Origin of the sequence: Variovorax sp. DAIF25 (assembly GCF_050711835.1) — a bacterium.
Lineage (GTDB): Bacteria > Pseudomonadota > Gammaproteobacteria > Burkholderiales > Burkholderiaceae_C > Variovorax.
The window spans coordinates 2,378,057-2,398,368 of record NZ_CP136636.1 but is presented as its reverse complement, the minus strand read 5'-3'; the positions used below and the strand labels follow the sequence as shown (position 1 = coordinate 2,398,368).

At 69.4% G+C, this 20,312-nt stretch carries 18 protein-coding genes and 1 pseudogene; 2 read left to right on the top strand and 17 right to left on the bottom strand.

The window, feature by feature from the left end; genetic code table 11:
• Positions 1 to 46 precede the first annotated feature (46 nt).
• The 8 genes and pseudogenes from R0232_RS10945 to R0232_RS10910 all read right to left on the bottom strand — a co-directional run bounded on the left by R0232_RS10945 (position 47) and on the right by R0232_RS10910 (position 9,226).
• On the bottom strand, positions 47 to 841 hold the full coding sequence (locus R0232_RS10945; protein WP_296778620.1) for an alpha/beta fold hydrolase: 795 nt from the start codon (positions 839 to 841) through the stop codon (positions 47 to 49).
• Between the two features lie 107 nt (positions 842 to 948).
• Positions 949 to 1,263 carry a TonB-dependent receptor domain-containing protein gene (locus R0232_RS10940; RefSeq protein WP_431512111.1) on the bottom strand — a complete coding sequence of 105 codons (315 nt, stop codon included), beginning with the start codon at positions 1,261 to 1,263 and terminating at the stop codon, positions 949 to 951.
• Between the two features lie 134 nt (positions 1,264 to 1,397).
• Positions 1,398 to 3,347: pseudogene (locus R0232_RS10935) on the bottom strand (TonB-dependent receptor); the annotation flags it as partial.
• Between the two features lie 143 nt (positions 3,348 to 3,490).
• Positions 3,491 to 4,519, bottom strand: coding sequence for a FecR domain-containing protein (locus tag R0232_RS10930; RefSeq protein WP_431512884.1), 1,029 nt, complete (start codon positions 4,517 to 4,519; stop codon positions 3,491 to 3,493).
• A complete protein-coding gene (locus R0232_RS10925; RefSeq protein WP_093343495.1) occupies positions 4,498 to 5,001 on the bottom strand; it encodes a sigma-70 family RNA polymerase sigma factor in 504 nt (167 codons plus the stop codon). The genes R0232_RS10930 and R0232_RS10925 overlap by 22 nt, the downstream gene beginning before the upstream one ends.
• Positions 5,002 to 5,102: 101 nt before the next feature.
• Positions 5,103 to 7,574: a TonB-dependent siderophore receptor gene (locus R0232_RS10920; RefSeq protein WP_431512110.1), complete on the bottom strand. Its 2,472-nt coding sequence runs from the start codon at positions 7,572 to 7,574 to the stop codon at positions 5,103 to 5,105.
• 123 nt (positions 7,575 to 7,697) lie between these two features.
• A complete protein-coding gene (locus R0232_RS10915; protein WP_431512109.1) occupies positions 7,698 to 8,693 on the bottom strand; it encodes a FecR domain-containing protein in 996 nt (331 codons plus the stop codon).
• The gene (locus R0232_RS10910; RefSeq protein WP_431512108.1) at positions 8,690 to 9,226 is read right to left on the bottom strand and encodes a sigma-70 family RNA polymerase sigma factor; all 537 of its coding nucleotides are present in this window, start codon (positions 9,224 to 9,226) and stop codon (positions 8,690 to 8,692) included. Before R0232_RS10910 ends, R0232_RS10915 begins: the two co-directional genes overlap by 4 nt.
• 166 nt (positions 9,227 to 9,392) lie before the next feature.
• Here R0232_RS10910 and xth point away from each other — a divergent pair, with 166 nt between their 5' ends.
• Both xth and R0232_RS10900 read left to right on the top strand, forming a co-directional pair.
• Positions 9,393 to 10,178: an exodeoxyribonuclease III gene (gene xth, locus R0232_RS10905; protein WP_093343378.1), complete on the top strand. Its 786-nt coding sequence runs from the start codon at positions 9,393 to 9,395 to the stop codon at positions 10,176 to 10,178.
• Positions 10,171 to 10,725: a hypothetical protein gene (locus R0232_RS10900; protein WP_431512107.1), complete on the top strand. Its 555-nt coding sequence runs from the start codon at positions 10,171 to 10,173 to the stop codon at positions 10,723 to 10,725. Before xth ends, R0232_RS10900 begins: the two co-directional genes overlap by 8 nt.
• A 58-nt stretch (positions 10,726 to 10,783) precedes the next feature.
• Here R0232_RS10900 and ntrC read toward each other — a convergent pair whose 3' ends face one another.
• From ntrC to R0232_RS10855, 9 genes are all read right to left on the bottom strand, one after another.
• Positions 10,784 to 12,334 carry a nitrogen regulation protein NR(I) gene (gene ntrC, locus R0232_RS10895; protein WP_431512106.1) on the bottom strand — a complete coding sequence of 517 codons (1,551 nt, stop codon included), beginning with the start codon at positions 12,332 to 12,334 and terminating at the stop codon, positions 10,784 to 10,786.
• Positions 12,335 to 12,358: 24 nt separating this feature from the next.
• Positions 12,359 to 13,438, bottom strand: coding sequence for a nitrogen regulation protein NR(II) (gene glnL / locus R0232_RS10890; RefSeq protein ID WP_093343381.1), 1,080 nt, complete (start codon positions 13,436 to 13,438; stop codon positions 12,359 to 12,361).
• 40 nt (positions 13,439 to 13,478) lie between these two features.
• Entirely contained in the window at positions 13,479 to 13,982 is a 504-nt protein-coding gene (locus R0232_RS10885) for a hypothetical protein (protein ID WP_093343383.1), read from the bottom strand.
• A gap of 147 nt (positions 13,983 to 14,129) precedes the next feature.
• Positions 14,130 to 15,545, bottom strand: a complete 1,416-nt coding sequence (gene glnA / locus R0232_RS10880) for a type I glutamate--ammonia ligase (RefSeq protein WP_093343384.1) — start codon at positions 15,543 to 15,545, stop codon at positions 14,130 to 14,132.
• 147 nt (positions 15,546 to 15,692) lie between these two features.
• Positions 15,693 to 16,493: a competence/damage-inducible protein A gene (locus R0232_RS10875; protein WP_093343386.1), complete on the bottom strand. Its 801-nt coding sequence runs from the start codon at positions 16,491 to 16,493 to the stop codon at positions 15,693 to 15,695.
• Positions 16,490 to 17,371, bottom strand: a complete 882-nt coding sequence (locus R0232_RS10870) for an EI24 domain-containing protein (RefSeq protein ID WP_431512105.1) — start codon at positions 17,369 to 17,371, stop codon at positions 16,490 to 16,492. The genes R0232_RS10875 and R0232_RS10870 overlap by 4 nt, the downstream gene beginning before the upstream one ends.
• A gap of 122 nt (positions 17,372 to 17,493) precedes the next feature.
• Positions 17,494 to 18,468, bottom strand: a complete 975-nt coding sequence (locus R0232_RS10865; RefSeq protein WP_431512104.1) for a sterol desaturase family protein — start codon at positions 18,466 to 18,468, stop codon at positions 17,494 to 17,496.
• A 10-nt stretch (positions 18,469 to 18,478) separates the two neighbouring features.
• On the bottom strand, positions 18,479 to 19,300 hold the full coding sequence (locus R0232_RS10860; protein WP_431512103.1) for a polysaccharide deacetylase family protein: 822 nt from the start codon (positions 19,298 to 19,300) through the stop codon (positions 18,479 to 18,481).
• On the bottom strand, positions 19,284 to 20,303 hold the full coding sequence (locus R0232_RS10855; RefSeq protein ID WP_431512102.1) for a YncE family protein: 1,020 nt from the start codon (positions 20,301 to 20,303) through the stop codon (positions 19,284 to 19,286). Before R0232_RS10855 ends, R0232_RS10860 begins: the two co-directional genes overlap by 17 nt.
• Positions 20,304 to 20,312 lie beyond the last annotated feature (9 nt).

Sequence of the window (20,312 nt, the reverse complement as noted above, 5' to 3'; positions counted from 1 at the left end):
GGCGTGCCGGCCGCGAACGAACGCGGCGCGGCACGCGGCCGGCACCTTACTTCGACTGGCGCACGGCGTCCAGGATCACCTCGGCCACCTTCGCGGGCTGCGCCTGCTGCGGCACGTGGCTGGTGTTCAGCGTGGTCACGTGCGCGCCGATGCGCTTGGCCATGTCGCGCTGCAGCGCGGGCTGGATCATGTGGTCGGCGCTGCTGACGATGTACCACGAGGGCTTGGTCTTCCAGGCGGCGGCCGACACCTTCTGCTCGAAGGCCTTGGCCTGGATCGGGCCCTGCGTCACGGCCATCACGCGCGTGGTGGCGGCCGGCAGGTCCTGCGCGAAATGCTTGCTCATGCCCTCGGGCGTGAGGCGCAGGAAGCCCGAGGCATCGGCCGCGATGTGCGCGAAGCCGGGCGGCGCCGGGTAGTCCTTGCCGAGCTCGCCCGAGTTCTGGCCCGCGTCGGGCGCGAAGGCCGCCACATAGACCAGCGAGGCGACCTTGTCGTTGCCGCCGGCCTCGGTGATCACGGTGCCGCCCCACGAGTGGCCGACCAGCACCACCTTGCCGGGCTGGGCATCGATGGCGCGCTTGGCGGCGGCCACGTCGTCCTCGAGCGAGGTCAGCGGGTTCTGCACCGAGACGACGTTGACGCCCTTGGCCTGCAGCAGCGGGATCACCTTGGCCCAGTCGGAGCCATCGGCGAAGGCGCCGTGCACCAGCACCACGCTGGGCGATGCGTTGGCGGCGGCGGCCGCGGCCGGGCCCGCCGCGCTGGCGGCCGTGACGGAGAACGAGAGGCCGACGGCGAGAGCAGCGGCGGCGAGTTGGAGGCGTTGGAAGTGCTTCATGAGAGGGTCTTGGCAAGGGAGTGACGGGAGCCGCTACTGTCGGCCGCGGCGCCTTTTCGCGCCATTGGACGAATGTCCGATCGCCCCCCGCCTCCCTCGCCGCGCCCTCAGAACTTGTAGTTCAGCGTCGCCACCGCATTGCGCGGCGTGCCCGCGAAGGCCTGCCCGTCGATGTTGACGTTGTAGCGCTTGTCGAACAGGTTCTCGATGTTGAGCTGCAGCGACAGCTGCGGCGAGACCGCGTAGCGCGCCATCAGGCTGAAGACGGCGCGCGAGCCCTGCGTGTAGCGCATGTCGACGTCGCCCACGCTGAACGGGTAGTACACGCGGTTCTGCCAGTTGACGCCGCCGCCGACCGTGAGCTGGTGCCAGCGGCCCGGCAGCCGGTAGGTGGTGAACAGCGTGGCCAGCGTGGTCGGCATCGAGGGGTTGATGCGGTCGCCGCTGCCCTCGCGCCCGAGCGTGCGCGCGATGCCCGCGTTGACCTGCCAGCCCTCGGCAGCTCGCCCGACAGTTGCAGCTCGATGCCCTTGGTGACGACGCCGCGCGCGCCGTAGTAGGCGCCATCGGTCGAGCCGGGCACGAGGCGGGTGCCGTCGCGCTGCGCCACGTTCTCCTGCTCGGAGCGGAACAGCGCGAACGAGCTGTTCAGCCTGCCGTTCAGGTGCTCGCCCTTGAGGCCGATCTCGTAGCTCTTGCCGGTCACGGGGTCGAGGTAGCGGCCGCTGGTGTCGCGGTAGTTCTGCGGCTGGAAGATGTCGGTGTAGCTCGCGTAGACCGAGTAGTGCTCGCCCAGGTCGTAGACCAGGCCCGCATAGGGCGTCAGCACTTCGTGGCGGCGCGTGGTCCGGTCGTCGGCCGTGAGGCGGGTGGCACGCCAGTCGTTCTGGCGCGCGCCGAGGATGAACTTGAGCGAATCGGTGACCGAGAAGCGCGCGGCGCCGTAGTAGCCGGTCTGGCGCAGCTTGTCGATGCCCGACACCTCGAGCTGGCCCCAGCTCGGCTCGGGATAGCCGCCGTTCCAGAGGTAGAAATTGCCGACCTCGGGCAGCGCGCTCAGGCGCACGTGGTTGGCCTGCACGTAGCGCGACTGGGTGTTGCTCAGGCCCAGCACCAGCTCGTGCCGGCGCCCCAGCAGCTCGAACGGGCCGGTGGCCTGCAGGTCGAGGCTGTTCTGGCGGAATTCGTGCTCGAAGTAGCCGGGCAGCGAGCCCAGCCCGGTGCCGGTGAGGCGGTCGAGGTCGCCGAACAGGTAGAGCAGCTTGGCGTTCTGCTTGCTCTGGCGGTGCGAGGCATTGGCCTTGAGCTTCCAGCCGTTGCCGAAGGCGTGCGTGAGGTTCGCGAACAGCGTGGTGTTGGTCGCGTCCCAGTGGGTCCAGGGCGTGCCGATGCTCTTCGAAGCGGCCCAGTTCGCGGGGCCGCCGTCGCCGAAGGTCAGCGGCAGTCCGCCCCAGGTCGACCCGTTCGGGCGACTGGCCTGGGAGTCGATGCCCACGCTCAGCGAGGTGGCGGGCGTGAGGTCGGCATCGACCACGCCGTACAGCACGTGCTTGCGGCCGTGGTAGCGCTCGAGGAAGGAGTCGCGGTCCTCGGTCATGCCGATGACGCGGGCGCGCACGCGGCCGTCCTCGGTCAGCGGGGTCGAGAGGTCGACGGTGGCGCGGCGCAGGTTCCACGAGCCCAGCGCCAGCGAGGCGCTGCCGGTGAACACCTTGCTGTCGGCATGCTTTCGCACCAGGTTGACCGAGGCCGAGGGATTGCCGGCGCCGGTCAGCAGGCCGGTCGCGCCGCGCACGATCTCGATGCGGTCGTACAGCACCGGGTCGTTGTTGGAGGCGCCGAAGAAGTCGGTGGTGACCGTGGTCGGCACGCCGTCGTACTGGTAGTTGTCGATGTAGAAGCCGCGCGCGTAGAGGTCGGTGCGGTCGCTGTCGGAGCTGACCGCGAACACGCCGGTGACGCTCTTCATGGCCTGTCCGAGCGAGAGCAGGTTCTGGTCCTCGATCTGCTGGCGCGTGAGCACGGTGACCGACTGCGGCGTTTCGCGCGGCGACAGCGCCAGGCCGGTGGCCGCGGCGGTGGCGCGCGTGGTGTACGAGCCGGTGCCTTCGGTGGTGCCGCTGCGGTCGGCTTCGGCCGTGACGGTGACCGGTGCCAGCGTGCCGATGCCGGTCTGCGCGCCGGTGGCGGCATCGGCACCCGCTTCGCGCCGGCCCAGCGTGTAGCTGCCGTCGCTGCGCGCCACCACCTGCAGGCCGCTGCCCGCGAGCAGGCGCTCGATGGCCTCGCGCGCGGTGTAGCGGCCCGAGACCGCGGGGCTGCTGCGGCCCTGCGTCAGCGCGGGATCGAAGGACAGCGCGATGCCATTGCCGACCGCGAAGCTGGCGAGCGTGCGGCCCAGCGGGCCGGCGGGAATGTCGTAGGCCCGGGGCACCGCGGCATCGAGCGGCGAGGGTTCGGCCGCCAGGGCCGGCGGCGCGGCCAGCCCGGCGAGGGCGAAGGCCATCAGCGCGTGGCGCAGGGCGGCGTGGAAGCGGCGCTCCGCGCTGGCGCGCGGAACGGACGGACGGGATGCGGACATGGAAACGGGCCTTTCGGTTGGCAGCGGTGGGTTCTTCCCCTCCTTGCCAGCCGAAACGAAAAAAAGTCTCACCCCTGGGCGGAAATATTTCTGGCCACCAGCGTGACCCAGTAGCCGCGCAGCCGCGTGAGCGCATCCACCGGATAGGTCGACACCAGCATGCGCAGCACGCGGTCGGTGTCGTCCAGCGGGAAGGCGCCCGAGATGCGCAGCCCGGCCACGGCCGCCTCGCAATACAGCGCGCCGGGCCGGTAGCGCGACAGCTCGGCCGCGAAATCGGCCAGCCGCATCGCGTCGGCCAGCAGCATGCCCCGGGTCCACGCCACGCGGCTCTCGTCCGCGGGCGCGAAGGCCTCGATGCCGTCGGCGCCGAAGCGGGTCTGCTGCCCGGCCGGCAGCACGCGCGACGCGCCGCGCTCGGGCGTGACGCGCACCGCGCCCTCGAACACCGCGACCGCGGTCGCGCCCTCTTCCTCCCTGCGCACGCTGAAGCGCGTGCCCAGCGCCTCCAGCGTGCCGCCGCCGGCCTGCACGCGGAACGGCCGGTGCGCCGCGGCGGTGTCGGGTGCGGTCGCGACCAGGATCGCGCCCGCATGCAGCACGAGCAGGCGCTGCGCGGCGTCGAAGCGCACGTCGACCGTGCTCGCGGTGTCGAGCGTGAGGCGGCTGCCGTCGGCGAGCTGGAGCTCGCGGCGTTCGCCGGTGGCGGTGCGGTGCTCGGCGGTCCAGCCGCGTTCGCCCGCGAAGCGCCAGACCAGCCAGCCCGCGGGCACGACCGCCAGCAGCGCGGCCAGCCGGCCGATGGCGGCGCGGCGGCCACCATGGCGCGAGGAGCGCGCGAGCGACGGCATGGCCAGCGCCGACGGCAGGCCGCCGAGCTTGTTCATCAGCAGCTCGGCGCGCGCCCAGGCGCGGGCATGGTCGGGATGGCTCTGGCGCCAGCGCTCGCAGGCGCGGCGGTCGGCATCGGTCGCGGCGCTGTCGTGCAGGCGCATCAGCCACTCGGCGGCCTCGTCGAGCACGCGCGGCGGGAGTGCCGCCGATGGCGCGTCGGCGGTGGAAGACGGCAGCGCGCTCACGCCATCAGCGCCAGGCAGCCGCGGAAGCCCTGCTGCATGTAGCGCTTGACCGTGACCAGCGACACGCCGAGCTCGCGCGCGATGTCCTCGTACTTCAGGCCCTCGATCTGCGACAGCAGGAAGGCGCGCCGCGCGGCCGGCTTGAGGCTGTCGAGCATGGCGTCGATCTCGTGCAGGGTCTGCAGGATGATCAGCCGCTGCTCGGGCGATGGCGCCTCGGGCTCGGGCATCACGGCCAGCGCCTCGAGGTAGGCGCGCTCTAGCGCCTGGCGCTGGTACCAGTTCACCAGGATGTTCTTGGCCACGCTCGTGAGGTAGGCGCGCGGCTGCGCGATCACCTCCGGGTTGCGCGCGGTCAGCAGCCGCGCGAAGGTGTCCTGCGCCAGGTCGGCCGCGTCGAAGGAGTTGCCGAGCTTCCTGCGCAGCCACGACTGGAGCCAGCCGTGGTGGTCGCTGTAGAGGGAGTGGACTTGCTGGAAGTCGGCTTCGGCGGCGGGAATGGCGGACACGGCGAACGGCGTTGGCGGCCGGGCTGCCGCGCACAAATAAGAATTGTTCTCATTTTAGACGGATGCCTGCGCCCTCGCCCTCCGCCGCCGGTTCAGAGCCTGGGCGTGTACTTCACCGTGAACATCAGGTTGCGCGGATCGCCGTAGTTGTTGTTGCCGTTGGTCTCGTTGAAGGCCGGGATGTAGTAGCGCTTGTCGAACACGTTGTAGACGTTGAGCGCCAGGCTCAACTCGGGCGTCGCCTGGTAGGCCACGCGCGCGCTCCACACCATGAAGCCCGGCACCTTGAACGAGCGGTCGTAGCCCAGCGTGCTGCTCTGCACCGTGAAGCCGCCGCCCACGCTGAGCCGGCTCCATGCGCCCGGCAGCCGGTAGTCGCTCCACACGCGCAGCATGTGCCGCGGCGTCCACTGGCTGAAGACCTGGCCCTGGTTGTCGGGGTCCTCGAGGAACTTGGTCGTGTTGTAGGTGTAGCCGGCCGTGAGCTGCAGCCGCGGCGCGATCTCGCCGCTGAGCTCGGCCTCGAAGCCTTCGCTGCGCACCTTGCCCGAGGACTTGTAGCAGTACCAGTCGTCGCAGGCATAGCCGTTGTCGTAGTCGGTCACGGCGCGGTTGCGGTGGTCGTAGCGGAACACGGCCAGCGAGGCATTGAGCCGGCCGTCCATCAGCTCGCCCTTCAGGCCCAGCTCGTAGTTGCGGCCGGTGATCGGCTTGAGCGGCTCGTTGTTCAGCGCGCGCTCGGACTGCGGCTCGAACACCTCGGTGACGCTGCCGTAGGCCGACCACTGCCGGTCGAGTGCGAACACCAGGCCGACATAGGGCGTGATCCTGGTGTTGGTGCTGACGGTGCTGCGGGTGTCGCGGGTGCGGTCGGCATAGAGGTAGTCGTACCAGCTCGCGCGCGCGCCGAGGATCGCCGTCAGCGGCTCCGCGAGCTTCACGCGCCAGCTGCCGTACAGGCCCGACTGGCTGATGTCGTACTCGGTGTGGCTCCTGATGCCGCCCGCCGCGAGGATGGTCTCGTAGTTCTGCGCCGGCCGGTAGTGGTCGGGCGCGAAGATGTTGCCGCCGCTCGTGAAGCGGCGGCCGAAGCGGTCCTTCGAGGTGTACTTGGCATAGTTCGCGCCGACCGTCAGGTCATGCTCCAGCGACAGTGCCTCGAAGCGGCCGCGCACATAGACGTCGAGCCCGGCCTTCCTCGAATCGAACAGGTTGTCCCAGTCGGCGAAGCTCAGCCCGCTGCCGTCGGGCTGCACGTTGCCGTGCATGCGCTGGTGCTGCGAGGCATTGCGCTCGTTCATGCGCAGCGCCGAGGCCTTGAGCTTCCAGTTCGCGTTGAAGCGATGCTCCAGGTCGGCATAGAGGGTGGTCTGCTCGCTGTCGTGGCGGTTCCACCAGGCGCCCGTGTACACCGAGCGCGGCAGCCCGATGTCGCTGCCGTCGGGATAGCGCGGGAAGCCGCGCAGCATGGGGCGGCCGCTGCCCTTCATCTGGCTGATGCCCAGGCCGAGGGTGGTGTCCGGCGACAGGTCGTAGTCGATCGCGCCATAGAGCGAGCGCGTGCGGCTCCAGACGAAATCGGTGAACGAATGGCTGCGGTCCTCGTCGATCACCACGCGCCCGCGCAGCGTGCCCTCGGCATTGAGCGGCCCGCCCGCGTCGAGCTGCGCGCCGTAGTGGTTCCAGCTGCCCGCCTTGCCGGTCAGCACCAGCGTCTTCTCGGACTGGCCGCGCTTGCGCACCAGGTTGACGGCGCCGCCCGGGCTGCCCGTGCCCTGCAGCAGGCCCGCGGCGCCGCGCAGCACCTCGAGGCGGTCGTGGAACACCAGCGCCTCGGTGGCCCAGTTGCCCAGCGAATACCAGTTGCGCGGCACCGGCACGCCGTCGTACTGCCAGGCGTCGATCTGGAAGCCGCGCGACGACAGCACCATGCCCGGTCCCACGCCCTTCACGCCGACCACGCCGGTGACGGCATTGGCCGCATCGCGCAGGTCGACGAGGCCCTGGTCGTCGAGCCGCTGGCGCGTGAGCACGCTGACCGACTGCGGGATGTCCTTCGCCGCCTGCTCGCCCTTGCCGATCGTCAGCAGCGGCGCGGCGTAGGAGCGCGTGCCCTCGCTGGTGGCGCTGCGCACCGGGGCCGCCGTGACGGTGATCGGCGCGAGCGTGGCGCCCGCGGCATCGCTCTCGGTGCCGGCCGCGGCCGGGCGCAGCACATAGGCGCCGCCCGCGCCGCCGGCAGCCTCGAGCCCCGAGCCCGCGAGCAGGCGCGCGAAGGCTTCGCGCACGCCATGGCTGCCCTGCAGCCCCGGCGATCGCTTGTTCTGCACCAGGGCCGGCGGCATCGTGAGGCTCAGGCCCGCGGCGGCGGCGAAGCTGGCGAGCGCGTCGTCGAGCGGGCCGGCGGCGATGCTGTAGGCCCTGGGCTGTTCGGCCTGGGCCGCGGCGTCGGCGCCTTGGGCCTGGGCTACGGTGCCGCCGGCGGCACAGGCCATGGCGAGCAAGGCGCCATGCACCGCGCGCGCGATGCGGGAATCGAAGAAGAACGGAGGGCGACGGGCCATGGGGAGATCTCTCGCAAGAAGGTGTGAAGTGGCTGTTCCTCAAGGCTTCACACGCGAGAAGAAGAAAAGGGACACGGCGCGGCGGATTTTTTTCGCCGGCCGGCCCGGCGCGCTCGCGCGCCCTCAGCCGCCGGCCGGTGCCACCGTCACCCAATAGCGCGTGCGCGACAGCACCCGCACCGGCAGGGCCTGCGGCAGGCTGTCGAGCACGGGCGTGGTGTCGCGCAACTGGAAGACGCCCGAGACGCGCAGCTCGGCCACCGCGGGATCGCAATGCAGCACCCCGGGCCGGTAGCGGCCGAGCTCGGCGAGGAAGTCGTGCAGGCGCATGTTCCTCACGCGCAGCACGCCGCGCGACCAGTCGTCGGCCCCCGGGTCCAGCGCGCCCGGCGCATCGACCGCCGACGCGGAGAAGCCGGCCTGCTCGCCGGCGCGCACCACCACCGCGAGACCCTGCGCATCGTCGGGCCGGACCTCGACCGCGCCCTCGAGCACGCCCACGTGGCTGCGGCGGTCCTCGCGCTGCCGCACCACGAAGCGCGTGCCCAGCGCGCGCAGCCGGCCCTGCGCGGTCTCGACCACGAAGGGGCGGTAGGCGGGGTCGCCGGCGGGCACGCGGTCGGGCGCGGTGTCGACCAGGATCTCGCCCGCGCGCAGGCGCACCCGCCGCAGCGTGGCGTCGTAGGCCACGTCGATGGCCGTCGCGGTGTTGAGCTGGATGCGCGTGCCGTCGGGCAGCCGCACTTCGCGCCGCTCGCCGGTGGCGGTGCGGTGGTCGGCCAGCCATTCGCGTGCCGGCGAGGCGCGCCATGCGACCCAGCCGGCGGGCACCGCGGCCAGCAGCAGCGCGAGCGCCTTGACCGCGGCGCGCCGGTCGGCCCGCACCGTGCGCCCCAGCGCGGGCATCGCCAGCGCGCCGGGTAGCAGGCCGAACTTGCGGCTCACCTGCTCGGCGCGTTGCCAGGCGTCCTCATGGGCCGGATCGGCCGCGCGCCATTGCGTCCAGCGCATGCGGTCGGCGGCCGTGGCCTCGCCCGACTGCAGCAGCAGGAAGCCCTGGGCGGCCTGCGTGGCGACGGCCTTGTCGACCACCACGCGCTGCGCGCTCGCAGCGCTCATGCCGCCAGCAGGATGCAGTGCGCCATCGCCTCGGCCATGTAGCGCTTCACCGTGCGCTCGCTCGCGCCCAGCCGCATCGCGATCTCGGCATAGCCCAGCCCTTCGAGCTGCGCCATCAGGAAGGCCTGCCGCACCGGCGGCGCGAGGCCGTCGAGCATCGCGTCGATCTCCTGCAGCGTTTCGAGAATGATCGCCTGCTGCTCGGGCGACGGCGCCAGCGGCTCGGGCATCGCGCCCAGCGCATCGAGGTAGGCCTGCTCGAGCGAGCGCCGCCGGTACAGGTTCGCGAGCAGGCGCTTGGCGACGACCGTCAGGTAGGCACGCGGCTCGCGCAGCTGCCAGTCGCCCTGCTTCTCGGGCGTGTGGTCGGGCGCCGTGAGGATGCGAAGGAAGGTGTCCTGCGCCAGGTCCGCGGCATCGAAGGAATTGCCCAGCCTGCCGCGCAGCCAGCCCAGCAGCCAGCCGTGGTGGCCGCGGTAGAGGGCTTGAACATGTGCATGGGGGTGCGGGTGAAGGGCGGAATCGGCGTTCATTCTTCCGAACGGCGTGCGGGGATCGCGGCCTCATGAATACGAATGGTTCTCATCTTAGTCGATCGGGCGGTGGCGCCCGCGCGTTTCGGTATAACCACGGACACGCCGGCCGCGAGGCCCACCCCACACTCCAGCAGTTGTCGATCAACGACAGCTCACCCACCCCATGAAGATCGCCACCTGGAACGTCAACTCCCTCACCGCCCGCCTGCAGCACGTGCTCGACTGGCTGATCGCCAACCCGGTCGACGTGCTGTGCCTGCAGGAACTCAAGATGAGCGACGACAAGTTCCCGCTCGAGATCCTCAAGTCGGCCGGCTATGACGCGGCGGTGTTCGGCCAGAAGACCTACAACGGGGTCGCGATCCTGAGCCTCGCGCCGGTGCGAGACGTGGTGAAGAACATCGGCGGCTTCACCGACGACCAGTCGCGCGTGATCGCCGCCACCATCGATACGCCGCGCGGGCCGGTGCGCGTGGTCAATGGCTACTTCGTGAATGGCCAGGCGCCGGGCTCCGACAAGTTCGCCTACAAGATGAAGTGGCTCGACGCGCTGCGCGAGTGGCTGCGCGCCGAACTCGCCGCGAATCCGAACCTGGTGCTGCTGGGCGACTTCAACATCACGCCCGAGGACCGCGACAGCTTCGACCCGGTGGGCCTGAAGGAAACCATCCACCACACGACCGAGGAGCGCGACCACTTCAAGCAGTTGCTCGGCCTGGGCCTGACCGACAGCTTCCGGATGTTCGAGCAGCCCGAGAAGAGCTACTCGTGGTGGGACTACCGCATGCTCGGCTACCAGAAGAACCGCGGGCTGCGCATCGACCACGTGCTGGTGAGCGACGCGCTCAAGCCGCAGGTCAAGGGCTGCGTGATCGACCGCGTGCCGCGCAAATGGGAAAAGCCCAGCGACCATGCGCCGGTGGTGCTCGACGTGGACCTCGGTGGCTGAGGCCGGAAAGCGCCGCGCCGCGGCGATCGCCAAGGCCGTGGCCACGGCCGCGCTGGCACTGTCGCTCGCGGCCTGCGGCGTGTTCGACAAGAAGCCCGCGAGCGGTGGCGGCGAGGGCCCCGCGAGCCCCGGCACCACTACCACCGCGCCCGACGACGGCCCACCCGCGAAGTCCGACGTGCCCACGGTGCGCCTCATCACGACGCAGACGCCCGTGGTGCGGGCCTACCGCAAGATCGGCGCGCGCCACATCTACACGAAGTACGCGCAACGCATCTACAAGGGCAAGATCCCGCCGCTGGTGTATGCGGTGGTGGTGGTCGAGACGGACATCGACGCGAACGGCAAGGTCACGGGCGTGACCTTCAGCCGCATACCGAGCCATGCGCCCGAGGTACCGCCGATGATCGAGGAGCTGATCAAGGCGGCCTCGCCGCTGCCCAACCCGGGCAAGCTGGGCGGCCACACCTACATCGACACCTGGCTCTGGGACAAGAGCGGGAAGTTCCAGCTCGATTCGCTGACGCAGGGACAGCGCAGCCGCTGAGTCTTCGACAGGAAGGACGACGAGCCGCGCGGCGCCGAGGCCGCGGGCTCGCCGGGCATCACTCGATGCCGAGTTCCTGGATCTTGCGCGTGATGGTGTTGCGGCCGATGCCGAGCTTCTGCGCGGCCTCGATGCGGCGGCCGCGCGTGCTCGACAGCGCCGTGAGGATCAGGCGCGATTCGAAGCGGCGCGACAACACGTCCCACACATCGGTGCGACCGGCCGCGAGCAGCGCCTGGGCTTCGGCTTCGAGACCGCTTTCCCAGTTGCCGGCGGAGTCCGCGGGTGCGGGCGCCGCGACGGCGGGTGCCGACACGGCACTGTCGGCCACCGCGCCCGCGAAAGGCGTGGACGCATGCGGCGTCACGGGCACGGCAGCCGTTGCATACGCCACGGGCTCGCCCGCATGGCTGTCGGGCGCCAGCAGCGGCGCGGCACCCGAGGCCAGCACCTCGGGCGGCAGGTCCTTGGCCTCGATCAGCTGCGCCGGTGCCATCACGGTCAGCCAGTGGCAGATGTTCTCGAGCTGGCGGACGTTGCCGGGGAAGTTGAAGCCCGCGAGCTTGGCGAGCGCCGCATCGGAGATGCGCTTGGGCTCGACGCCGAGCTGCCGCGCGCTCTGCTGCAGGAAGTGGCGCGTGAGCGCAGGCACGTCCTCGCCGCGCTCGCGCAGCGCGGGCAGCCGCAGGCGGATGACGTTGAGGCGGTGGAACAGGTCTTCGCGGAAGCCGCCGAGCTTCACGCGCTGCTCGAGGTCCTGGTGGGTGGCCGCAATGACGCGCACGTTGGCCTTGACCGAGTTGTGGCCGCCCACGCGGTAGAAGTGGCCGTCGCTGAGCACGCGCAAGAGGCGCGTCTGCAGGTCGAAGGGCATGTCGCCGATTTCGTCGAGGAACAGCGTGCCGCCCTCGGCCTGCTCGAAGCGCCCGCGCCGCATGGTCTGCGCGCCCGTGAAGGCGCCGCGCTCGTGGCCGAAGAGTTCGCTCTCGAGCAGGTCCTTGGGGATGGCGGCGGTGTTGATGGCGACGAAGGGGCCGTTGGCGCGCGGCGAGTGCTTGTGCAGCGCGCGCGCCACGAGCTCCTTGCCCGAGCCCGATTCGCCGGTGATCAGCACGGTGACGTTGCTCTGCGAGAGCCGGCCGATGGCGCGGAACACGTCCTGCATCGCGGGCGCCTGGCCGAGCATCTCGGGCGCGGCGACCATGCGCTCCTCGGCCACTTCCTCGCGCTGGCTCTCGTCGACGGCGCGGCGGATCAGCTCGACCGCGCGCGGCAGGTCGAAGGGCTTGGGCAGGTATTCGAAGGCGCCGCCCTGGAACGCCGAGACGGCGCTGTCCAGGTCGGAGAAGGCCGTCATGATGATGACCGGCAGGCCCGGGTGCTTGGCCTTGATCTTGTCGAGCAGCTCGAGCCCGGAACCGCCGGGCATGCGGATGTCGCTCACCAGGACCTGCGGGCCCTGCTGCTCGTCCTCGGCGGCCTGTTCGAGGGCCGCCAGCACTTCGCGCGTGTTGGTGAAACTGCGGGTAGGAAGGTCCTCCCGCAGCAAGGCCTTCTCCAGCACGAAGCGGATCGATTGGTCGTCATCAACTATCCAGATCGGCTTCATGCATCTCCTTGTTGCCGGTGGCTGCTAGGGCAGCGGAATCAATATCTTGAAATCGGTTCGGCCCGGGACACTGTCGCACTCGATCACGCCGTGATGCTGTTGCACAAAAGTCTGTGCGAGCGTCAAACCCAGCCCTGTACCACCCTCTCTACCCGACACCAGCGGATAGAAGATTCGGTCCTTGATCGCGTCCGGCACGCCCGGTCCATTGTCGATGACATGCAATTCCAGTGCCAATCGATACCACTGCTTGTTGAAGATCACCTGACGCGCGACCCGGGTCTTGAAAGTGATGCACGCATCGCCGGCCGCGCGGCGCTCGGCCAGGGCCTGCGCGGCGTTGTGGACGATGTTGAGCGTGGCCTGGATCAGCTGCTCGCGGTCGCCGCGGAACTCGGGGATCGAGACGTCGAAGTCGCGCTCGATGTGCAGGTCGCGCGGGAACTCCGCGAGGATCACCGAGCGCACGCGCTCGCAGACCTCGTGGATGTTGACGTCGCCCACCACGTGGGGCCGGCGGTGCGGCGCCAGCAGCCGGTCGACCAGCGTCTGCAGCCGGTCGGCCTCGTGAATGATGACCTGGGTGTATTCGATGAGGTCGCGCGACTCGACCTCCATCTGCAGCAGCTGCGCGGCGCCGCGGATGCCGCCGAGCGGGTTCTTGATCTCGTGCGCGAGGTTGCGGATCAGTTCCTTGTTGGCCTGCGCCTGGTCGAGCAACCGCTCCTCGCGGTCCTGCCGCACCTGGTGCTCGAGCGGCAGCATCTCGACGATCAGTTCGCCGGCCTTCTCGCCCTTGGCCAGCGTGACCTGCACCGGCATCAGCTCGTGGTTGACGCGGCGCAGGAAGGCCTCGTAGCGCAGAGTGGCGAAGTCGTTGGCGCTCGCGCCGTCGATGGCGGTGCGCAGCACCTGGGGTTCGTGGAAGCAGGCGCCGAACTGCGAGCCCTCGAGCGTGCGGCGCGAGGTGCCGAGCGCATCTTCGAGGCCGGCATTGGCGAACAGCACCGAGCCCTTGCTGTTGACGACCGCGATCAGGGTCGACAGCAGGTCGAAGGCCTGAAAGCGCGGACTGGCGCTTGCCGCCTTCTTTCCGAAAGCCATGGAAATCCTGTGGTGTTCGTCCTGCCGATGCAGGAACGGGTTAGTTCTTGGGTGCCGGCAGGCGGCTGATCTCGCGGCGGATGCCGGCGATGTCGCTTTCGTTGCGGGCCAGCTCGGCCTTCATCTCGGCCACGCGGTCGAGGTACTTCTGGTAGTTGCGGCCTTCGCTGCCCTGCTTCTCGGGCTCACCGTTGTTGTATTCCTTCTGCAGCTCGGCCTGGCGGGACTCGGCCTTGCGCAGCTCGGACTCGAGCACCGAGCGCGCCTCGCCGTCGCGCGCGCGCTGGTCGGAACCCTCGACGCGCGGGCTGCCGGCCGGCGAGCGGGCCGCGGAGGTCGAAGCGGCGGCACCGCCGAGCGCGGCACGCGAGGCGCCCTGCACGACGGTGACGTTGCCGCCCTCCATCACCTTGCAGCCGCGCTGCTGCGCGACGGTGGCGTTGTTGGTGTATTCGTTCCCGCAACGCCAGACGCGCTCCTGGGCAAGCGCCGGCAGGGCGAACAGGGAAGCGGCCAGGAGGAGAAGTGGTGCGGCAGTCTTCATGGGATCTTGGGGACCTCGAGGGCCCGGGAGAGCGCGAAAAGGCGCATTTTCATGCAATTCGACGCCCCCGATGACAGGATGTTCCGGCCCCAATGAAAAGGACGGCCGAGGCCGTCCTTTCGTGTTACTCCGAGCGGGAAACCGCGATCAGAGCGAGTAGTACATGTCGAATTCGACCGGGTGCGTGGCCATGCGGAAGCGCGTGACTTCCTGCATCTTCAGGTCGATGTAGGCATCGATGTACGCATCGGTGAACACGCCGCCCTTGGTCAGGAAGGCACGGTCCTTGTCGAGGTACTCGAGGGCCTGGTCGAGGCTGTGGCAGACGGTCGGGATCAGCGCGTCTTCTTCCGGCGGCAGATGGTAGAGGTCCTTGCTCGCGGCTTCGCCCGGGTGGATCTTGTTTTCCACGCCGTCGAGGCCGGCCATCAGCAGCGCTGCGAAACCGAGGTACGGGTTCATCAGCGGATCGGGGAAGCGCGCTTCGACGCGGCGGCCCTTCGGGTTCGCCACGAACGGGATGCGGATCGAGGCCGAGCGGTTCTTGGCCGAGTAGGCCAGCTTCACCGGGGCTTCGAAGCCGGGCACCAGGCGCTTGTAGCTGTTGGTGCCGGGGTTCGTGATGGCGTTCAGGGCACGGGCGTGCTTGATGATGCCGCCGATGTAGTGCAGCGCGAAGTCCGACAGGCCTGCATAGCCGTCGCCGGCGAACAGGTTCTTGCCGTCCTTCCAGACCGACTGGTGCACGTGCATGCCCGAGCCGTTGTCGCCGACGATGGGCTTGGGCATGAAGGTGGCGGTCTTGCCGTAGGCGTGGGCCACGTTGTGGATCACGTACTTCTGCAGCTGGACCCAGTCAGCGCGCTGGATCAGCGTGCTGAACTTGGTGCCGAGTTCCATCTGGCCGGCGTTGGCCACTTCATGGTGATGCACTTCGACCGGGATGCCCAGCGATTCGAGCACCAGGCACATTTCCGAACGCATGTCCTGGAAGCTGTCGACCGGGGGAACCGGGAAGTAGCCGCCCTTGACCGCGGGACGGTGGCCGCTGTTGCCGTGCTCGTATTCCTTGTCGGTGTTCCACGAGGCTTCTTCGGAATCGATCTTCACGAAGCAGCCCGACATGTCGTTCTTCCAGCGCACGCCGTCGAACACGAAGAATTCGGGTTCCGGACCGAAGTAGGCCGTGTCGCCCAGGCCCGAGGCCTTCATGTAGGCTTCGGCGCGCTTGGCCAGCGAACGGGGATCGCGCTCGTACGGCTTGCCGTCGGTCGGGTCGATCACGTCGCAGGTCAGGATCATCGTGGTCTCTTCGAAGAAGGGATCGATGTTGGCGGTGTTCGGGTCGGGCATCAGCTGCATGTCCGACGCCTCGATCCCCTTCCAGCCGGCGATGGACGAGCCGTCGAACGCGTGGCCCGAGCTGAACTTGTCTTCATCGAAGTGCGACACGGGCACGGTCACGTGTTGTTCTTTACCGCGGGTGTCGGTGAAACGGAAGTCGACGAACTTGACCTCGTTTTCCTTCACGAGCTTCATGACGTCGGCGACGGTCTTTGCCATCAATTTCTCCTGAGTTGGATGGGTGGTTGGGAATACAGGGATGCGGGATGCAGTTTCTGTGCCATTGTCGCCTGCGATGAAGGGCCGGCGACGCGCACTTTGGCGGCCTGAAACACGGTCGAATTCACCAAATTGGTGCGATCAAAATCAACGCACCAATTCTGGGCCAAGTTGTGCATTAAAAGTGTGCAGGCCTTCGATGAGCTGGCCGTAGGCCGCGTCGAGCAGTTCCGGGTCGCCCTTGACGCCGAGCTCGATATGACGGCCGTACTGGGGGTGATCGACGCTCGGCAGGCTGAAAACCTTGATGCGCGCATGGCGCTCCTCGATCGCCTGCATCAGGGGCGTGAGGGTGGCTTCCATGGCACCGAAAACGATCACGGACTTCTCCAGGACCCGGGTCCGGACGAAAAGATCGGCATACCGGGCGTCGAGCACCGACTCGATCATCGGCCAGGCCATGACCGGGAAACCGGGCACGAAATGGACGTCGCCCACGCTGAAGCCCGGGATCTTGTTGTAGGGGTTGGCGATGATCCGGGCGCCCTCGGGAAACACGCCCATGTTGAGCCGGTGGATGTTGTCGGGCCGGTCGGGCTCGTAGGCCACGCCCTGCTCGCGCGCCGTGTCCTGCATGCGCTCGCGGATCAGCAGCTCGGCTTCGGGATGCAGCGCCAGCGGCACGCCCAGCGCCTTGGCGGCGCACTGGCGGGTGTGGTCGTCGGGCGTGGCGCCGATGCCGCCGGTCGAGAAGACGACGTCGCCCGAGGCGAAGGCGCGCGCCAGCGCGGCCGTGATGCGCTCGGGCACGTCGCCCACGTATTCGGCCCAGCCGAGCTGCAGGCCGCGCGCCGCGAGCAGCTCGATCACCTTGGGCATGTGCTTGTCGAGGCGCTTGCCCGAAAGGATCTCGTCGCCGACGACGATCAGGCCGAATTCACGGGTCATGGGGATTTCCATTGGGAGAGAACGGCCTGGTCGGCCTCGATGGCGGCGGCGTCGCCCGGGATGGCGGCCGCCGCGGCGGCCGCGCGCTGGCCACGCAGCTGCGCCAGCGCATCGAGGCAGTAGTGGCCGAACCACAGGGCCGAGAAGGCGAAGACCAGGGTGTAGATCCAGATCGCGAGCGGCACCAGCACGAAGAAGGCGGCCGCGAACAGCAGGCCCGAGGCCCAGACGATGCTCGGCGCCGCACCCAGGTAGCCGCAGAGCACGCCGATGCACAACAGCGGCAGCCGGTGCGCGCGCAGCAAGGTGGCGCGCTCCTCGGCGCTGGCATGCTCGGCCAGCGCGTCGAAGCTCATCACGCGGTAGGTGAGCCAGCCCCAGATCAATGGCGGCAGGATCAGCACCAGCGGGGGAATCAGCCACAGCGGCATCGACACCACCAGCGCGAGCAGCGCCAGCACGGTCAGGCCGATGGAGCGCGCCACGCTGCCGAAGAAGGAGGCGCCCTTCTTGCGCTCGAGCGAGGGAAAGCGGCGCTCGGCCACCAGCCGCGTGAGCGCCGGCGCCATGAAGCCCGCCACGATCAGGAGCGACAGCACCACGATCAGCGGCGTGGCCGCGAACACCACGGCGAGCGGCGCCAGCACCGAAGTGACGTCGCCCGAGAACAGCCGCCCGATCCAGCTCCAGAAGCTGGCCAGCAGCGGCCAGGATTCGAGCGCGCCGCGCGTCCAGGCGACCGCGGCGTCCCAGTAGAAGTAGCCGAAGACGGCGGCCAGCAGCACCATCAGGCCCAGTGGCACCAGCGACAGCACGATCACGCGCGGCAGCATGCAATAGGCCACCGCGCGCCAGAAGGAGTCGAGGAGCAGGCGCATCGGGCCGGAGGATAACCCGGCGCGCCCCGCGCGGCCGTGAAGCCAGAGCCGGCGGCCGGGCGATTCGCCGGTTCGCGCGCACGCCGCGCGCAGGTGAGGCAGCTGGAGCGGAGCCGCCGCGCTCAACCGCGGCCGACCATGCGCTTGAGCCCCAGCCACTGCTGGGCCCAGAAACCCTGGCCGTAGTCGCGCACCTTGCCTGCGGCATCGGGCTCGACCTGGTCGCGCACGCCGGTCGGGTCGTAGCGGTTCTCGAAGTTGGCGGTCCCGAACAGCATGTCCCACCAGGGCAGCAGCACGCCGAAGTTGTGGCCGCCGAGCGTGCTCTTGCCGTTCGACTCGTGGCCCAGCCCGATGCTGTGGTGCAGCCGGTGGAAGCGCGGGCTGATCCACAGCCGCTCGCCGAGGGCGCCGAAGCTCAGGCGCAGGTTGGCGTGCTGCAGGCTCTCGCTGAGCTGGGTGAAGGCGACGAAGGCGATGAACTGGCCGGGCGCCACGCCGATCAGCTGCGCCACGATCACGATCAGGGTGTCGTGCAGGATGTCGTCGAGCAGGTGGTTGCGGTCGTCGCTCCACATGGTCATCTGGCGCTGCGAGTGGTGCAGCGAATGCAGCCCCCACCACCAGTTGAACTGGTGCTGGCCGCGGTGGATCCAGTAGCCGACGAAGTCGAGCACCACGAGGTAGATCGCGAACGCGATCACCGGCACGTCGGTCACGCCGGGCCAGAGTTCGTCGAGGTGCAAGGTGCCCCAGCCGGCCGCGCGCAGGCTGCCCATGAGGTCGTCGAACACCGGCTGCAGCGTGAAGAACATCGCGAGCCGGAACAGGCCGAGCCGGTGGATCAGCGTGTAGAGCACGTCGATGCGGATCGCGCGCCGGTCGGTCACCGGTTCCACGGCGCGCCAGCGTTGCAGCGGGCCGATCAGCGCGACCAACACCACGATCTGGATCAGGCCGACCAGCAGCCAGCCGGTGGCGTCGAAGGCGTCCTCGGTCCAGCCGCCGAGGCCGATCGCGTAGACGAAGGGCTGCACGACGGTTTCGAAGAACCAGCCCTGCAGCGAGGAGAAGAGATCCGTCAGCCAGTCGATCACGGAAGCCGCCTCAGGGGTGCGATGCGATCCAGGCGCGGTAGTCGGGATGCTGGCGCAGCGTCTGGAAGCAGAAGCCCTTGGCCTTGAGCCCGACGATCAGCGGCTCGAGGTTGGCCGGCGCCCACGGATCCTTGCGCGACCAGATGCCCAGGTGGGCGAGCAGGATGTCGCCGGGGCGGATGGTGTCGAGCGCCTGCGTGAGCAGCTTCTCGTTGCTGAACTTCTCGCTCGGCAGCTCGTCGCCGAGGAAGCCCGCGGGCGCCCAGCCCACGTGCGCATAGCCGCAGTCGCGCGCGGCGGCCAGCAGCTTGGGCGAGGTCTTGCCGCCGGGCGCGCGATACAGCGGCAGCGGCTTCTTGCCGGTGATCAGCTCGAGCCGCTCGGAGGACTTGCGGATGTCGGCGCAGTACTCGGCCGCGCTCCAGGTGAACTCGCGCCCGGCCAGCGCGCCCGCCGAGGGCTTGACGCGGAAGCTCGGCGTCACGCCCTTGAGGTCGGCGCGCCAGTAGACGTGGTCGTAGGTGTGCGAGCCGAACTCGTGGCCCTCGGCCGCCCTCGCCTTCCACCAGGCGGCCCAGTGGTTGTCGAGGCTGTCGCCGTCGGTCTGGGTGCGCTCGGCGGCGGCAAAGAAGGTGACGTGCACCTGCTGGCGCTTGAGCACCTCGGCCACCAGCGGCGCGATGCCCATGTGGCCGGTGTCGAAGGTCAGGTAGACGGGTTTCTCGCAGCTCGCCGCGGCACTCTGGGCCCCGGCGGGAATCGCCACCGCGACGGCCAGCAGCGCGGCGAGCCCCGCGGCCGCACGCCGGCGCGGGCTAGATGCGTTTCGCATGGTCGAGCGTCCAGACGCCGTGCGGCGAACGGCCGACGTTCACCTGCCGCACCACCTTGCCGCTGGCCAGGTCGACCACGCTGAGCTTCTTGGCCCAGCGCGAGGTGACGTAGAGGGTCTTGCCGTCGGCCGACACGTCCATGCAGTCGGGACCGCCGGGCACCGGGTAGGTGTCGGTGACCTTGAGCGTGGCGAGGTCGATGCGGCTGATGGAGTTGGCCACGCGGTTGCTCACGAACACGCTCTTGCCGTCGCCGGCCGAGCGGAAGGCGTGGGCGCCCTTGCCGGTCGGGATCTTGCCCACCAGCTTCGGCTGCGCGCCCGCCACGTCGAACACCTGCACGCCGTCGCTGCCGGTCAGGCCCACGAGCAGCGTCTTGTCGTTGTGCACGCCGTAGATGTCGGCCGGCATCGGGCCGGTGGCCACGCGCCAGCGGATGGTCTGCGTCGGCAGGTCGACGGCGATCATCTCGTCGCTGTCCTGCATCGTCACGTAGGCGATGGTGCTGGTGTTGTCGATCCAGATATGGCTGGGCGTCTTGCCGGTGGCGATGCGCTTGGCGAGCTTCAGGTCCTTGCCGTCCCAGCGGTACACGTCGACGTGGTTGAGCCGGTTGGCCGCGGTCACGAACCACTTCATGTCGCGCGAGAACTGCAGCTGGTAGGGGTCGATGATCCCGTAGACCACGCGCTGGACCTCGGCGGTGCGCGGGTTCACGAAGGTCAGCGAATCGCCGGCCGAATTCGCCACGATGACCGACTTCTCGTCGGGCGTCATGTAGATGTGGTGCGGCTCCTTGCCGGTCGGAATGCGCTGCTTCTCGGTCCAGTCGACCGGGTTGATCACGCTGACGCTGGCGTCGAGCGAGTTGAGCACGAAGATCGGCGGGGGTTCCGGGGGGGCCGCGGTGGCGGCGAGCGGCGCCATGAAGGCGATCGCGCCGAACAGGCAGGCGGACAGCAGGGCCGCGGCGCGGCCGGTCGAACGGGAAAGAAAGCGCAAGGGAAGTTC

What these genes read in the sequence shown, in the direction of transcription:
- R0232_RS10945 (WP_296778620.1), bottom strand. Translation starts at nt 841, where the DNA reads ATGAAGCACTTCCAACGCCTCCAACTCGCCGCCGCTGCTCTCGCCGTC.
- R0232_RS10940 (WP_431512111.1), bottom strand. Translation starts at nt 1,263, where the DNA reads ATGCCGACCACGCTGGCCACGCTGTTCACCACCTACCGGCTGCCGGGC.
- R0232_RS10920 (WP_431512110.1), bottom strand. Translation starts at nt 7,574, where the DNA reads ATGGCCCGTCGCCCTCCGTTCTTCTTCGATTCCCGCATCGCGCGCGCG.
- R0232_RS10915 (WP_431512109.1), bottom strand. Translation starts at nt 8,693, where the DNA reads ATGAGCGCTGCGAGCGCGCAGCGCGTGGTGGTCGACAAGGCCGTCGCC.
- R0232_RS10910 (WP_431512108.1), bottom strand. Translation starts at nt 9,226, where the DNA reads ATGAACGCCGATTCCGCCCTTCACCCGCACCCCCATGCACATGTTCAA.
- xth (WP_093343378.1), top strand. Translation starts at nt 9,393, where the DNA reads ATGAAGATCGCCACCTGGAACGTCAACTCCCTCACCGCCCGCCTGCAG.
- ntrC (WP_431512106.1), bottom strand. Translation starts at nt 12,334, where the DNA reads ATGAAGCCGATCTGGATAGTTGATGACGACCAATCGATCCGCTTCGTG.
- glnL (WP_093343381.1), bottom strand. Translation starts at nt 13,438, where the DNA reads ATGGCTTTCGGAAAGAAGGCGGCAAGCGCCAGTCCGCGCTTTCAGGCC.
- R0232_RS10885 (WP_093343383.1), bottom strand. Translation starts at nt 13,982, where the DNA reads ATGAAGACTGCCGCACCACTTCTCCTCCTGGCCGCTTCCCTGTTCGCC.
- glnA (WP_093343384.1), bottom strand. Translation starts at nt 15,545, where the DNA reads ATGGCAAAGACCGTCGCCGACGTCATGAAGCTCGTGAAGGAAAACGAG.
- R0232_RS10875 (WP_093343386.1), bottom strand. Translation starts at nt 16,493, where the DNA reads ATGACCCGTGAATTCGGCCTGATCGTCGTCGGCGACGAGATCCTTTCG.
- R0232_RS10870 (WP_431512105.1), bottom strand. Translation starts at nt 17,371, where the DNA reads ATGCGCCTGCTCCTCGACTCCTTCTGGCGCGCGGTGGCCTATTGCATG.
- R0232_RS10860 (WP_431512103.1), bottom strand. Translation starts at nt 19,300, where the DNA reads ATGCGAAACGCATCTAGCCCGCGCCGGCGTGCGGCCGCGGGGCTCGCC.